General features: G+C 70.7%; 16 protein-coding genes and 2 tRNA genes. 12 read left to right on the top strand and 6 right to left on the bottom strand.

Annotated elements, in window-relative coordinates:
* Positions 1–12: 12 nt before the first annotated feature.
* Positions 13–1,221 carry an MFS transporter gene (locus LNK82_RS41400; RefSeq protein WP_230572343.1) on the top strand — a complete coding sequence of 403 codons (1,209 nt, stop codon included), beginning with the start codon at positions 13–15 and terminating at the stop codon, positions 1,219–1,221.
* Here the strand turns inward: LNK82_RS41400 and LNK82_RS41395 are convergent.
* The 4 genes from LNK82_RS41395 to LNK82_RS41380 all read right to left on the bottom strand — a co-directional run bounded on the left by LNK82_RS41395 (position 1,152) and on the right by LNK82_RS41380 (position 4,978).
* On the bottom strand, positions 1,152–2,693 hold the full coding sequence (locus LNK82_RS41395; protein WP_230572342.1) for a serine/threonine-protein kinase: 1,542 nt from the start codon (positions 2,691–2,693) through the stop codon (positions 1,152–1,154). The two genes, LNK82_RS41400 and LNK82_RS41395, sit on opposite strands and share 70 nt — an antisense overlap.
* 9 nt (positions 2,694–2,702) lie before the next feature.
* Positions 2,703–3,359, bottom strand: a complete 657-nt coding sequence (locus LNK82_RS41390; RefSeq protein WP_230572341.1) for an HhH-GPD-type base excision DNA repair protein — start codon at positions 3,357–3,359, stop codon at positions 2,703–2,705.
* Positions 3,360–3,410: 51 nt separating this feature from the next.
* On the bottom strand, positions 3,411–3,800 hold the full coding sequence (locus tag LNK82_RS41385; protein ID WP_230572340.1) for a hypothetical protein: 390 nt from the start codon (positions 3,798–3,800) through the stop codon (positions 3,411–3,413).
* Positions 3,801–3,862: 62 nt separating this feature from the next.
* Entirely contained in the window at positions 3,863–4,978 is a 1,116-nt protein-coding gene (locus LNK82_RS41380) for a J domain-containing protein (RefSeq protein WP_230572339.1), read from the bottom strand.
* A gap of 58 nt (positions 4,979–5,036) precedes the next feature.
* Here LNK82_RS41380 and LNK82_RS41375 point away from each other — a divergent pair.
* The 3 genes from LNK82_RS41375 (at position 5,037) to LNK82_RS41365 (ending at position 5,531) form a co-directional block, all read left to right on the top strand.
* Positions 5,037–5,110 (top strand) — tRNA-Pro (locus LNK82_RS41375).
* Positions 5,111–5,184: transfer RNA gene (locus tag LNK82_RS41370), tRNA-Pro, on the top strand.
* An 89-nt stretch (positions 5,185–5,273) separates the two neighbouring features.
* On the top strand, positions 5,274–5,531 hold the full coding sequence (locus LNK82_RS41365) for a metallothionein (RefSeq protein ID WP_123745389.1): 258 nt from the start codon (positions 5,274–5,276) through the stop codon (positions 5,529–5,531).
* 9 nt (positions 5,532–5,540) lie between these two features.
* Here the strand turns inward: LNK82_RS41365 and LNK82_RS41360 are convergent, their stop codons facing one another.
* Together LNK82_RS41360 and LNK82_RS41355 are read right to left on the bottom strand one after the other, a co-directional pair.
* Positions 5,541–6,020, bottom strand: a complete 480-nt coding sequence (locus LNK82_RS41360) for a hypothetical protein (protein WP_230572338.1) — start codon at positions 6,018–6,020, stop codon at positions 5,541–5,543.
* Positions 6,021–6,161: 141 nt separating this feature from the next.
* Positions 6,162–6,968, bottom strand: coding sequence for a metal-dependent hydrolase (locus LNK82_RS41355; protein ID WP_230572337.1), 807 nt, complete (start codon positions 6,966–6,968; stop codon positions 6,162–6,164).
* Between the two features lie 282 nt (positions 6,969–7,250).
* On the opposite strand from LNK82_RS41355, the gene LNK82_RS41350 reads away from it, so the two are divergent.
* From LNK82_RS41350 to LNK82_RS41310, 8 genes are all read left to right on the top strand, one after another.
* The gene (locus tag LNK82_RS41350; protein ID WP_230572336.1) at positions 7,251–8,471 is read left to right on the top strand and encodes an NADP-dependent isocitrate dehydrogenase; all 1,221 of its coding nucleotides are present in this window, start codon (positions 7,251–7,253) and stop codon (positions 8,469–8,471) included.
* A gap of 208 nt (positions 8,472–8,679) precedes the next feature.
* Entirely contained in the window at positions 8,680–8,994 is a 315-nt protein-coding gene (locus LNK82_RS41345) for an SH3 domain-containing protein (protein WP_230572335.1), read from the top strand.
* 12 nt (positions 8,995–9,006) lie between these two features.
* Positions 9,007–9,225: a hypothetical protein gene (locus tag LNK82_RS41340; RefSeq protein ID WP_230572334.1), complete on the top strand. Its 219-nt coding sequence runs from the start codon at positions 9,007–9,009 to the stop codon at positions 9,223–9,225.
* 9 nt (positions 9,226–9,234) lie between these two features.
* Entirely contained in the window at positions 9,235–10,059 is an 825-nt protein-coding gene (locus LNK82_RS41335) for an exodeoxyribonuclease III (protein WP_230572333.1), read from the top strand.
* 16 nt (positions 10,060–10,075) lie between these two features.
* The gene (locus LNK82_RS41330; protein ID WP_230572332.1) at positions 10,076–10,384 is read left to right on the top strand and encodes a nucleotidyltransferase family protein; all 309 of its coding nucleotides are present in this window, start codon (positions 10,076–10,078) and stop codon (positions 10,382–10,384) included.
* The gene (locus tag LNK82_RS41325; RefSeq protein WP_230572331.1) at positions 10,374–10,721 is read left to right on the top strand and encodes a HepT-like ribonuclease domain-containing protein; all 348 of its coding nucleotides are present in this window, start codon (positions 10,374–10,376) and stop codon (positions 10,719–10,721) included. Before LNK82_RS41330 ends, LNK82_RS41325 begins: the two co-directional genes overlap by 11 nt.
* A gap of 676 nt (positions 10,722–11,397) precedes the next feature.
* Positions 11,398–13,074: a TIGR03767 family metallophosphoesterase gene (locus LNK82_RS41315; RefSeq protein ID WP_230572330.1), complete on the top strand. Its 1,677-nt coding sequence runs from the start codon at positions 11,398–11,400 to the stop codon at positions 13,072–13,074.
* Between the two features lie 122 nt (positions 13,075–13,196).
* A partial coding sequence (locus tag LNK82_RS41310; RefSeq protein WP_230572407.1) for a hypothetical protein occupies positions 13,197–13,417 on the top strand: 221 nt, incomplete at its 3' end.

Below are 13,417 nucleotides of genomic sequence, written 5' to 3'. Positions count from 1 at the left end.
GGGGGATCACACATGTCGGCACGCACCTACCTCCTCGCCGCCGGGGCGTTCGCCATCGGCACGAGCGGGTACATCGTCTCCGGCGTGCTGCCGGCCGTGAGCGAGGAGCTGGACGTCTCGCACGCCACCGCGGGACAGCTGCTCACCGCGTTCGCGATCGCCTACGCGGTCTCGTCACCCCTCCTCGCCGTCCTCACCGGGCGGTGGGAGCGCCGCAAGTTGCTCGTCGTCGCCCTCGGCGTCGCCGCCTTCGGCAACCTCCTGGCCGCGCTCGCCCCGAACTACCCGCTGCTCATGGTCGCCCGCGTGATCAGCGCGCTCGGCGCGGCCGTCTACACACCCGCCGCGACGCTCGTCGCCACCGTCCTGACCCCGCCGGAGCACCGCGGCCGAGCCGTCGCCCTGGTCTTCGGCGGCCTGTCGTTCTCGCTCGCACTCGGCGTGCCCGCGGGCAACCTGCTCGGCGGACCCCTCGGCTACCAGGGCGTGTTCGCGCTGATCGCGGTCGTCTCGGTGCTCGCCGCGATCGCCGTGCGCCTCTGGCTGCCCCGCGTCGACGCCCCGCCCGTCGTCGGCCTGCGGCAGCGCTTCGCACCCGCCGCCGACCGCCGCGTGCTGATGGTCCTCGGCCTGACCGTGCTCGCGTGCCTGGCCGTGTTCAGCGTCTTCAACTACATCGCGCCCCTGCTCGCCGAGACCGCTGACGTGGAGGGCGCCACGATCGGCATCCTGCTCGTCGCCTACGGCCTGGGCTCCGTGCTCGGCAACTGGGGCGCCGGCCGCCTCACGGACCGCTTCGACACCCGCAAGCTGCTCGTCGTCCTGTTCAGCTGCTTCACCGTCGTGCTGGCGACGTTGCCCCTCACCGCGACGACCCCGGTGTCGGCCGCCGTCGCCCTCTTCGCCTGGGGCGCGCTCACGTGGTCGGCGAACCCACCCATCCAGAGCTGGCTGATCGAGCTCGCGCCGGCCAACAGCGGCCTGCTGCTGTCGCTCAACGCCTCCGCGATCTACCTGGGCGTGGGTCTGTCCGGCGTGCTCGGGGGCGTGGTGATCAGCTGGGTCGGACTCGTGCCGCTGGCCCCGATCGCCGCGGTCCTCGCCCTGGTGGCCCTCGTGATGCTGATCTTCACGCTCAAGCCCGAACCGCGTCAGGACCCGCCGAACGCGCTGGTCGTCGTCTCGCCGCCCGCGGACGGCGCGGCCAGGCAGTGGAAGTAAGCCAGGTCGCCGTCCGTGAAGCCCACCGCCGTGAACCTCCAGCCCGAGGTGTCGACGGTCGGCCGGGTGTTGGCCGCCATCACCTCGGCCGTGCAGACGCTCGCCACCTCGGGCGCCTTGGCCAGTTCGTCGTTGTCGACGTCCGGGACCGGCCCGGACAACCACCCGCCCGCGAACGCCTCCCAGAAGTGCTCCTCCGAGCAGTTCCCGACCTTGCGCGCACTGGCCGCCTTGCCGCCGACGGACACGATGCCGCGGTAGCAGGTCGGTTCGGCGACGCAGTAACCGGTCGCGCACTCCTCCAGGTCGGGCGGCGGGAGGGGCTTGCCCGAGCTCTCGGTGGTGGCCCCGGCTTCGAGCGTCGGCGTGGTGGACTTGGCGGTGGACTTGGACGCCCACCACCACGTGCCCAGGGCCACCAGCGTCGCCAGCACCGCGGCGCTGATCACCAACGGCCAGGGCTTCTTGGCGGGCGGCCGGACGTAACCGGACCCCGCCAACGGCGGCGACACCCGGGGCGGCGCGCCCGCCACCGGCCGCGAGTCCCAGGGTGCCGGGGGCAGCGAGTCCCGGGGCGGCGACCCGGCCGGCGGCGGCGACCCGGCCGGCGGCGGCGACCCCCAGGCCGGTGACTCCGCCGCCGGCCCCGAAACCCGAGGCGGGACCGACGCCTCCACCACCCGGCTCAACTCGTCGCGCAACCGGGCCGCCGTGGGCGTCCGACGACCGACCTCGGGCTCCAACGCCCGCACCAGCGCCTCGTGCATCCCCTGCGGGACACCGGGCACCCACGGCACCGGGGCGCGCAGCACGTGCCCCAACTGGTCGAACGACTCCACGGGCCACGGCACCGGCCGCGGCGGCTTGCCCGCCAGCAGGTCGTACAGCGTCGCCGCCAGGGAGTACACGTCCGCCGCCGGCGTCGGAGGAGCCATCGCGAACGCCTCCGGCGGCGCGTAGCTGGGGCTCAACGCGTCCCGCGTGACCGTGCTCGACCCCTCGGCGTCCAGCAGCGCCGCCAACCCGAAATCGGCCAGCTTCACCGTGCCGTAGCGGTCCAGCAGGATGTTGCCCGGCTTGATGTCCCGGTGCAGCACGCCTTCCGCGTGCGCGGCGGCCAACGCGTCCGCCAGCTGCACGCCCAACTCGCGCACCCTCGCCGCGGGCAGCGGCCCGTCGCGCTGCACCACGTCGGCGAGCGACCCGCCCGTGCAGAGCTCCATGACCAGGTAGGGCGTGCCCTGCGGGGTGAAGTTCGCGTCGTGCACCGAGACCACGTGCGGGTGGCCGGACAGCCGGGCGGCCGCGTGCGCCTCGCGCAGGAACCGCCGCCGGTCACGCTCGCTCTGCAAGACCCGGTTGTCGACCTTCACCGCGACGTCGCGGTTCAACTGCACCTGGCGAGCCCGGTAGACGGTGGCGAAACCACCCTGGCCCAACGGCGTGAGATCGGTCAGACCAGGCAACTCCACGCGGGGACTCTAGCTCTTCGCCGCCGCCTTGCCCGGCGTTTTCCCCTTCGCCGCGGTCTTGCCCTTCGCTCCCGCCTTCACCGCCGGCTGCGCCTCCGCCTGACCGCCGGCCTTCGCCGCCTTCTTGAACGCCCGCACCTCGGCCAACGTCTCCGCGCTCGTCACGTCGGCGATGGACCGCCGCGACCCTTCCTCCCCGTACGCACCGGCCGCCTCCCGCCACCCGTCCGGCGTCACACCGCGCTGCTTGCCGAGCAGCGCGACGAAGATCCGGGCCTTCTGGTCGCCGAACCCGGGCAGTTCCTTCACCCGGCGCAGCACCTCCTTGCCATCCGGCCGGCCGGCCTTCCAGATGTTCGCCGCCTTGCCCTTGTAGTGCTCGATGACGTGCAACGCGAGCGCGTGGACCCGCCGTGCCATCGACGCGCCGTACCGGTGGATGGCCGGCGGCTGCACGCACAGCTCGACGAACGCCTCCACGTCGGTCTCGGCGATCTTGGTGATGCTGAACCCGTCCATCCGGTCCGCGATCTTCCGCGGCCCGGCGAAGGCGTGCTCCATCGGGAACTGCTGGTCCAACAACAGCCCCACGAGCAACGCGAACGGGTCGTCGCTCAGCAGCTTGTCGGCGGCCGGGTCACCGGTCAGGCGCAGCTTCTTCGGCATGCGGGCCATCCTCCCACCGGATCCCGCGACTTCACTCGCCGAACCCGGGGATCAACCCGACTTGTCGAACTCCGGGATCAGGTCGCCGACCAGCTGCAGGCTCCGCATGACGTCCTCGTGCTTCAGGCTGTCGACCTGGTGGAAGGCCATCAGCCGGTCGATGCCCGGGTCCGGCGCCACGTCGTCGCCTCGCAGGACCCGGCCGATCACCACAATCGCCTGCTCGTCGGTCTCCGCGCAGTGCACGAACGTGAAGAACGCCCCGAGCACCCCGACGCCACGGCGCCCGGCCTCCTCGAACGACGCCGGGGTCGCCGCCGCCTGCCACAGCGGCGGGTGGGGCTGTTGCGCCTGCGCCAACGCCTCCGTGATGCGGGCGTGCTGGTGCCCCTCCTGCCACGGGCGCGGGTCCTGGATCTCGTTGAAGACGTCGATCTTCACAGCCGACTCTCCCGTGGGCTCGTCGGAACGTAGCCCGCGCGCGCTCGCGGAGGTGGCCGTCTTCAGCCGGCCGTCCGCACGATCGGCACGACCTGGCCGATCAGCAGGCGCAACGCCTCCCGGTCCACCGTGGCCGGGTCCTCGGCCAGCCAGTCGCCGATCTCCTCCACGAACTGGGCGGGCGTCATCGGCGGCACGATGGCGTCCGCCGGTTCCTCGGTGGTCACCACGCCGTCGCGGCTCGGGTAGACCAGCAGCGCGGTCCGGATCTCCAGCCACGGCAGCAGTTTCCGGTACACCGCGAGGCTGCGCGGCATCCGCATGCCGCCACCCCGGAACGGGTGGCCGTTGCGCCACACCGTGCCGTCGTCCTCGGCCTCGTAGTGCCCCGGCAGCCACGACTTCGACTCGATCAGCACCAGCTTCCGCCCGCACAGCACGGCGTGGTCGACGTCGGCGAACACCGAGCCGGGCCAGGCGAGGCCGTGGAAGATCCGCGCGCCGGGCAGCCGGGTCAGGTACCGGCTGAGCAGGTCGGCGGTGAGCCGTTCGCAGACCCGGTCGTCGGTGGTCCCGTGCACCACGCCCGTGTCGTGGTCCGACGTGAACGACCGGTCGGCCCGGATCGCCGCCAGGTACCGCCGCACGAGCCGGAACGCCACCGCCGCCGCGGCGGCCACCACCAGCAGCCAGACGCCGAGCGCCAACGGCGAGAAGTCGACGACGACCACGGGCAGCAGCAGGAAGAACCACCCGCACATGGCCGCCAGCGCGGGCGCGTGGCCCGGACCGGCGGCGGGCGCGTACCGGACCCGTTGGCCGACGTCGACCAGGTGCCACCACGCGAGGCCGCCGAGGTCCACCACGGGCTTCGGAGGTACGAAGTCGGGATCTTCGCCGAAGTTCCGCAACCGACCGGTCCGGCCGGAGCGCGGCGGGCGGGTCGGCGACGTCGGCCGGGCGCCCGGACGGGTGAACGACCACCCGCGGTCGTAGTCACGTCGGCGGGCCGGATCCCGCAGGGTGTCATATGCCTCTTGCAGCATCCGGAAGGTGCCGGAGGACCCGCCCGCGTCCGGGTGCATGACCTTGGCCAGGGAGCGGTAAGCGGACTTGATCTCCGCCTCGGACGCGTAGCGGCCGACCCCGAGGAGTTCGTAGTAGTCGACTCCGCGCACGAGGGCAGACCTTAGCGGCCCTGTCTCCGGGACCTCGGTCATGGTTAGTGTTGGGCAGGAGCCCGGTAGCGCAGTGGTTGTCGCGCCCTCCCCATGGGAGGGAGGACGCCGGTTCGAATCCGGCCCGGCTCGGGACCATGTAGCGCAGTGGTTGACGCGCCCTCCCCCCGGGAGGGAGGACGCCGGTTCGAGTCCGGCCTGGTCCGCTCGGCCGGACCTCGTGCGCGCGAGGTCCGGGCAGTCGTCGGCCGGGGTTCGAGTTGCCGGTGCCCGGCGACCGGCGCACGCTTCGGCCATGGCGACTTGCGACGTCTGCGGCAACGACTACTGGATGGCCTTCGAGGTCCGCACGGTCGGCGGTGGCGTGCACACGTTCGACAGCTTCGAGTGCGCGATCCAACGCCTGGCGCCGCGCTGCGAGCACTGCGACTGCCGCATCCTCGGCCACGGAGTCGAGGTGCGGGGCCGGTTCTTCTGCTGCGCGCACTGCGCGCGCAGCGCGGACCGCCTCGGCGCCGAGATCAAGGACACCGTCGGCGCGCACCCCGGCTGAGGGCCGGTCTCAGCCGCAGTCCAGCACCAGCCTGCCGTTGACGAACGTGGGCTGCAGGTCGCCGCGCGCGTCCACGCTCTTCGTGCCGTGCGGCAGGACTTCCTCGATCGCGCTGAACGCGAGGATGTCCGACACCCCGTAACGGCCGCGCAGCGTGCGCTGGCCGGGGAACCGCAGCGCCCGGCCCTCCCGCCGGTCGCGGTGCGCCAACGCCGCCCGCAGCGCGCCGCGGGTCAGCTCCTCGGGCCCGGCGAGCCGTTGCAGCGAGCCGTTGTGCACCGCCACGCCGTAGCCGCGCTCGATCAGCGTCGACACGGTGTTCTCCGAGGGCTCCTCGGTGAGCCGGAACGACATCGCGTGCCGCCCTTCCACGTCGTGGACGCACACGAGCTGGGCGTGGAACAGCAGCGTTTCGTAGAGCGACACCGCGACGGCGTCCGCGGTCGTCCGGTCGTCGTGACCGGCGTTGAGGCCCAGCCAGGTGGTCATCCGGCCGCCTCGACAACGTTGTCGTGCGTGGGGTGGGGCACGAAGTCCTCCTCGACGCGATCGGCGCGGGACAGGATTTCGGAGGAGGCTAGTCCGTTCGGGTGATGAAGTGGTAGCCGCCGAATGGCCGTTATCTGAAAATCAGATGGGGAGCAGGTCGAAACTTTCGAGGAACGGGAGCGCGCCCGCCTGCTGCAACGCGGCGGCGGACAGCCAGACGCTCAGGATCGTGACCAGCGGTCCGACGATCGCCATCTCGACCGTGCCGCCGGTCTTCATCCGCATGATCTTCGGCGGCGCGACCGGGAACCAGGTCTTGCCCATCAGCGGGATCGGCCACAGGATCGGGCAGCCCTGCTCGGTGATCGCGTCGCCGAGGTAGTGGGCGAAGCACCCGACGCCCACCGCGACCCCGCACGCCGCCGCGCTGGCGGGCGTCTGCGCCGTCCAGGCCACGCACGCGACCGTGATGGCGGCCGAGACGCCCGTGATGAGCAGGGCGTCCTTCTGCGGGCACCAGTCGTTCATGATCCCGCGCACGGCCAGGCCCGCGAACACGAACATCAGCGCGGGCAGCGCCCACTTCTGCGACTGCTGGACCACGGCGGTCGTGCCGACGGCGGCGGCCAGGGCGAAGGCCAGCGTGTGCGTGAGGCCGCGGTGCCCGCCGTCGCGGTTGGAGTCCTTGCGGGTGCGGGTCGTGCGGTAGACGAACGAGCTGATCGTGTTGATCAGGGCCGACGCACCCGCGCTGACCGGCCCGAACGTGCGCGAGATCGTCGAGGACGGGTGGTCGAGGTCGGGCAGCAGGGCGGCGCCGGTGGCGAGCACCGCGCCGACCGCCCAGCTCTGGGGCGTGAGCTGGCCGATGGGGTGGTTCTCGGCCAGTGCGGTCACCGCCGCCCAGGCCAGCAGACCGCTCATGGCGTGGGTCGGACCCGTCGACAACGCTGCCCCCTTGATCACTCGTACGGGTCGAGGTTAGCGGGGCGTGGGCGTGTGGAGGGCGCATTCCGCGAACGCGTGTTCGAACCTCGGCTCGGGTCGTCCCCGTGCGGCGGCCCGTCGGCGCGGCTGGTTGTATTGGCCGGAGACCACACGTGCCACCGGCGGTCACGGCCTCGGCGCAGATGTGACGCCGTTCCCTTTTTCCGCCCGGATGGACGCAAGCAACCCGACATAGCAGTACGCTTGTCTTGCTTGCATTGTCGCGAGAGGAGCGCCCTGAGTATGGGCAAGATCAAGGTTCAGGGGACCGTCGTCGAACTCGACGGCGACGAGATGACGCGGATCATCTGGCAGTTCATCAAGGACAAGCTGATCCACCCGTACCTGGACGTCAACCTCGAGTACTACGACCTGGGCATCGAGCACCGGGACGCCACCGACGACCAGGTCACCATCGACTCCGCGCACGCCATCAAGAAGCACGGCGTGGGCGTCAAGTGCGCCACCATCACGCCCGACGAGGCGCGGGTGGAGGAGTTCGGCCTGAAGAAGATGTGGGTCTCGCCGAACGGCACGATCCGCAACATCCTCGGCGGCGTGGTGTTCCGCGAGCCGATCATCATCTCGAACATCCCGCGGCTGGTGCCGGGCTGGACGAAGCCGATCATCATCGGCCGTCACGCGCACGGCGACCAGTACAAGGCGACCAACTTCAAGGTCCCCGGCGCGGGTGAGCTGACCATCACGTTCACGCCCGAGGACGGCTCCGAGCCGATCAAGCACGTGGTGGCCAACTACGGCCCCGACGGCGGCGTGGCCATGGGCATGTACAACTTCAACAAGTCCATCGAGGACTTCGCGCGCGCCTCGTTCTCGTACGGGTTGCAGCGCAACTACCCGGTGTACATGTCGACCAAGAACACCATCCTCAAGGCGTACGACGGCGCCTTCAAGGACATCTTCCAGCAGGTGTTCGAGGACGAGTTCAAGGCGCAGTTCGACGCGGCGGGCCTCACCTACGAGCACCGCCTGATCGACGACATGGTGGCCGCCGCGATGAAGTGGGAGGGCGGCTACGTCTGGGCGTGCAAGAACTACGACGGCGACGTGCAGTCCGACACGGTCGCGCAGGGCTTCGGCTCGCTGGGCCTGATGACGTCGGTGCTGATGACGCCGGACGGCAAGACCGTCGAGGCCGAGGCCGCGCACGGCACGGTGACCCGGCACTACCGCCAGCACCAGGCGGGCAAGCCGACGTCCACCAACCCGATCGCGTCGATCTTCGCGTGGACCGGTGGCCTCAAGCACCGCGGCAAGCTGGACGGCACCCCCGAGGTGACGGGCTTCGCGGAGACGCTGGAGCAGGTCATCGTGGAGACCGTCGAGAGCGGCCGGATGACCAAGGACCTCGCCGTGCTCGTCGGCGCGGACCAGGAGTGGCTGACCACCGAGGACTTCCTCGGCACGCTGGACGAGAACCTGCAGAAGAAGATGGCCGGCTGACGCCTGCCCTTCGGCTCGCACGATCAGGGGACCGCCTCCGGGCGGTCCCCTTTTCCGTCCCGGGGCTGCCCCGGGCACCGTTCCGGTGCCGTTTCCGTGATGGCGTCACCCGTCCGGTTCCCCGGTGGGGTGGAATGCGCCGCCGACCGGCCCGCGGCCCACCGGCTCGCGCTATATCTGCACTTCGGCAGAGGTGTCGGGAGGCGTGATGTTCGGGATTCCGGTGCGCGGCATGGTCGTCGTCGGTGTGCTCGCGGCGGCGGGGTTGATGTACGTCGCCAACGAGGGCAAGAAGCTCGGGGTGGACGAGACCGCCGCGCGCGAGTGCAAGGTGACGGTGATCGCCGACGTCCTCAACGTGCGGTCCGGGCCGGCCGACACCCAGCCGATCGTGGCGACCATGCCGCGTGACGCGGTGGTGCGGGCGGAGGCGAGGGTCGAGAACGGCTTCCGGCTGCTGTCGGACGGGCGGTGGGTGAAGGCCGAGTTCGTGACACCCACCTCGGACAGCGGCTGCACGTGATGTGATGGGCGGATGTTCTTCAAGTGGCGTTCGTTCCGGCGTGGCGTGGTGACGTGCGCGTGCGAGCCGGAGTGGCCCGGTCTGCGGTCCGTGGTGGACGGGCACGAGATGGCGGGGGTGCCGTCGCCGGAGGGCAGCAGCCCGTTGGTGCTGATGTGGGGCCTGACCGCGTCGTGCACGGGCTGCGGCGCCGAGTACCCGCACGGCTGGGCGGTCGCGGATCGCGGTTAGGCTGCCCGGGTGCTGACCGTCTCCTCGATCAACGTCAACGGGCTGCGTGCCGCCGCGAAGAAGGGCTACCTCGAGTGGCTGGCCGCGACGGCGGCCGATGTCGTGTGCCTGCAGGAGGTGCGCGCCGAGCCGGGGCAGTTGGCGGACGAGGTGCGCTCGCCGGAGGGTTGGCACGTCGCGCACGCGTACTCCGAGGTCAAGGGCCGCAACGGGGTCGCCGTGCTGACGCGCGAGGCGCCGCAGGCCGTGCGGATCGGGTTCGGGGTGGCGGAGTTCGAGCACTCGGGCCGGTACGTCGAGGTCGAGCTGGCCGACGTGGTCGTGGCGTCGCTGTACCTGCCGAGCGGTGACGTCGGCACGCCGAGGCAGGACGAGAAGGACCGGTTCCTGGCGGCGTTCCTGCCGTACCTGGTGGAACTGCGCGACAAGGCCGCCGCCGACGGGCGCGAGGTGCTGGTGTGCGGCGACTGGAACATCGCGCACCGGGCCGAGGACCTGAAGGCGTGGAAGACGAACCAGAAGTCGTCCGGCTTCCTGCCGGAGGAGCGCGCCTGGATGGACCGCGTGTACGGCGAGGCGGGCTACGTCGACGTGGTCCGCTCCCTGCACCCGGACGTGGCGGGCCCGTACACGTGGTGGTCGTACCGGGGGAAGGCGTTCGACAACGACTCCGGCTGGCGGATCGATCTCCAGGTCGCAACGGCAGCCCTGGCCGCTACCGCCCGCACGGCCGCGGTCGAGCGGGCCGCCACCTACGCCGAGCGCTGGTCCGACCACGCTCCCGTGACGGTGAGCTTCGACTGGCCCAAGGTCGAGGATCAGGCACAATCGTGAGCGGGAGGTGACCTCCGTGCACGAGATCATCACGGCCAGGTTGTCCGAGGTCGAGGACCTGTGCCGCGCGTTGGGCGTTCGCCGGCTCGACGTGTTCGGGTCCGCTGTCGGTGACTCGTTCGACGTGGTGTCCAGCGACGTGGACATCCTCGTGGAGTTCGACGCCGGTCCGGGCTTCGACTACTTCGGCAGCTACTTCGCCTTGAAGGAGGGGCTGGAGCGGATCTTTGACCGCCCGGTCGATCTCGTGAGCGGTTCCAGCATCCGCAATCCCTACTTCCGGCAGCGCGTGATGGAGACCCGGGAACAGTTGTATGCGGCCTGACCCTCGTGCCTACCTCTGGGACGCGTTGCAGGCCGTCGAGCTGCTGAGGCAGTTCGGTGCGGGCAAGTCGTTCACGGATTACGAGGCGGACGCCATGCTGAGGTCGGCGGTCGAGCGGCAGTTCGAGATCATCGGTGAAGCCCTGAACCAGCTTCGCAAGGTTGATGCCGAACTCGCGTCGGCCATCCCGGACGTCAACCGGATCGTCGCGTTCCGCAACATCCTGATCCACGGGTACGCCTCGGTCGATGATGCTTTGGTGTGGCAGACGCTCATCGACAAGGTGCCCGCGTTGGACCAGGTGCTTCGCCGACTGCTCGATCAGGCGGGCGACTGACGAGTTCGACAACGCGCATCCGCTGCGGATCGATCTCCAGGTCGCAACGGCAGCCCTGGCCGCTACCGCCCGCACGGCCGTGGTCGAGCGGGCCGCCACCTACGCCGAGCGCTGGTCCGACCACGCTCCCGCATCGGTCGGTGTCCGTTGATCTCGGGGCGACCATGCCCCAGCCGGTACGGCTGGACGTCCTCGTGGCGGCGGCCGAGCGGTTCTTGGCCGAGTTGCTCGCACTGTCGAGCGAGCCGGAGGTCGTGGTGTTCGGCGGGCGTCGGTATCAGGAGGGCCGGCGGGTCGGAGAAGATCGGCGGTTGACCCGGCCGGAGTTGGCGGCGCAGGTGGTCCGGCCGCGCTCGCCGAGTGCGCCGGCGGTGAGTTCCGGGACGAGGACATCAGGATGCTCGTGCCCCCGGTGACCGATCCGGTCCAGGTGGTCGAGCGGACCCGGTTGACCGGAAGTCCGCGATCGGACGACTTCGGCGACCGCTGTGAGCGGTACCCGCGCCAGTTCCGGCGGCTCGACGGGTGGCCGTCGTCAGGGTGATTCGTTGCACCGCAACGGAATCGGTCAACACGACGTTCGACTTCGCTCGTTCGGCCGCACTTCACCCCGAGTTCGTGACCCGCTCCCCGGTTCGTGAGAACTTTTCACCTAACCGAGACGCGGGAGTGTTCGATGGGGATCAGCCGGCGGCGTTTCTTGCAGGCGACGGGTGCGGCGTTGTCGTGGGGTGGGCCCGCTTGGGCGGCGACCACCGGCACGACGCTGGACGCGGCGGCCACGGCGGTCGGCGGCACGGGGTACCGGAGGTTGCAGGCGGGACAGGGGTGGCCGGTGGTGGTGCGGTCCGACCTGGCGACGCCCGGCGCGGGACGAGCGGATCGGCGCACGCCACTGGCCTGCTTCGTCCAGTTCACCGACATGCACATGGTCGACGCGCAGAGCCCCGCCCGCTTCGAGTACACCCACCCGTTGCTGGGCGCCGGCGCCTTCCGCGCCCACGAGACGCTGGCCCAGCACACGTCGACGGCGCTGGTCCAGCGGATCAACTCGATCCGCACCGGGCCGTTCACCAACCGCCCGATCGACTTCATGATGACCACGGGCGACAACACCGACAACCACGAGCTGATCGAGCTCGACTGGTTCCTCACCGTCCTCAACGGCGGCCGGATCACCGCCAACACCGGCGACCCCACCCGCTACGAAGGCGTGCAGGACTCCGGCGTGAAGACCTACTGGAACCCGCACTCCACCCTCCTCGACGACTACCAGGCCAAGGGCTTCCCGCACCTGCCCGGCCTGCTCGACGCCGCCATCCGCCCGTTCGACAGCCCCGGCCTGCGCATCCCGTGGTACTGCACGTTCGGCAACCACGACGACAGCGTGGTCGGCACGCTGCCCGACGGCATCCCGATCGTCGACGGCCTCTACACCTCGAACCGCAAGATCATGGGCTTCGCGGACGGCCAGGTGCAGCGGCTCGTCAAGGCCATGACCGACCCCGCCCACGTGCTGGACGCGGCAGCCGTCGTCGCCGAGGGCGGCCTGGTCCGCACGGTCACCCCGGACGCGCGCCGCCGGCCGTTCACCACCGCCGAGTTCGTCCAGGCGCACCTCGACCCGCGCCACACCGGCCCCGGCCCGCACGGCCACGGCTTCACCGACGACAACGCCGACGGCGTGGACGTCTTCTACACGTTCCCGATCGCGCCCGGCGTCACCGGCGTCAGCCTCGACACCACGACCACCGCGGGCTTCGCCGACGGCTCGATCGGCCTGCACCAGTACCTCTGGCTGGAACGCACCCTCAAGCGCGGCAGCTCCCGCTACTACGACGTGCTCGGCTTCCCGCACCGCCAGGACGTCACCGACGAGCTGTTCATCCTGTTCAGCCACCACACCAGCTGGACCATGGGCAACGTCCTGCCCGACCGCCGCCGCCCGCTCGACCCGAGGCTGGACGGCAAGGCGCTCGTCGACCTCCTCGGCCGGTTCCCGAACGTCGTCGCCTGGGTCAACGGCCACACCCACGAGAACCGGATCGTCCCGCACGGCACGGGCGAGCGGGCGTTCTGGGAGATCAACACCGCCGCGCACGTCGACCACCCGCAGCACGCCCGGATCATCGAGCTGGCCGACAACGGCGACGGCACGTTGTCCCTGTTCACGACCCTCGTCGAGGGTGACGCGCCCTACCAGGCCGACTACGACGACTTCTCGCCGCGCGGCCTCGCGTCGCTGGCCCGTGAGTTCGCGTTCAACGACCCGCACGCCAACGCGAACGCCGTCGGCACCCCGACCGACCGCAACACCGAGCTCCTCGTCGCCGGGAGGGCGCCGGTCCGGTGACCGATTGCGCTTCGTGGTGGACATCACACTGAACGTGATCAGGAATCTCCGCCACTAGTGTCGTTGTCGTGGCTGTGGACATCTCGATCGCCCCGCCGGATCCGACGCCCAGTGGGTCGTCGATGCGACGTGCGTTGCGCCGTGCTGCTGATGGTGCGGTGTTGGACGTGACCGAGGCCGCGGTGCTGTTGCACGCCCGTGGTGATGATCTGGAGGCGTTGCTTCAGGCGGCGGGTGGGGTGCGTGATGCGCACCTGCTGGCGGAGGGTCGTGCGGGGGTGGTGACCTACAGCCGTAACGCCTTCATCCCGTTGACGCGTCTGTGTCGGGACCGGTGTCATTA

Source organism: Saccharothrix luteola, from assembly GCF_020859565.1.
GTDB classification, from domain to species: domain Bacteria; phylum Actinomycetota; class Actinomycetes; order Mycobacteriales; family Pseudonocardiaceae; genus Actinosynnema; species Actinosynnema luteola.
Note: the sequence above shows the minus strand (reverse complement) of the source record. Positions and strands in the feature narration are given on the sequence as shown.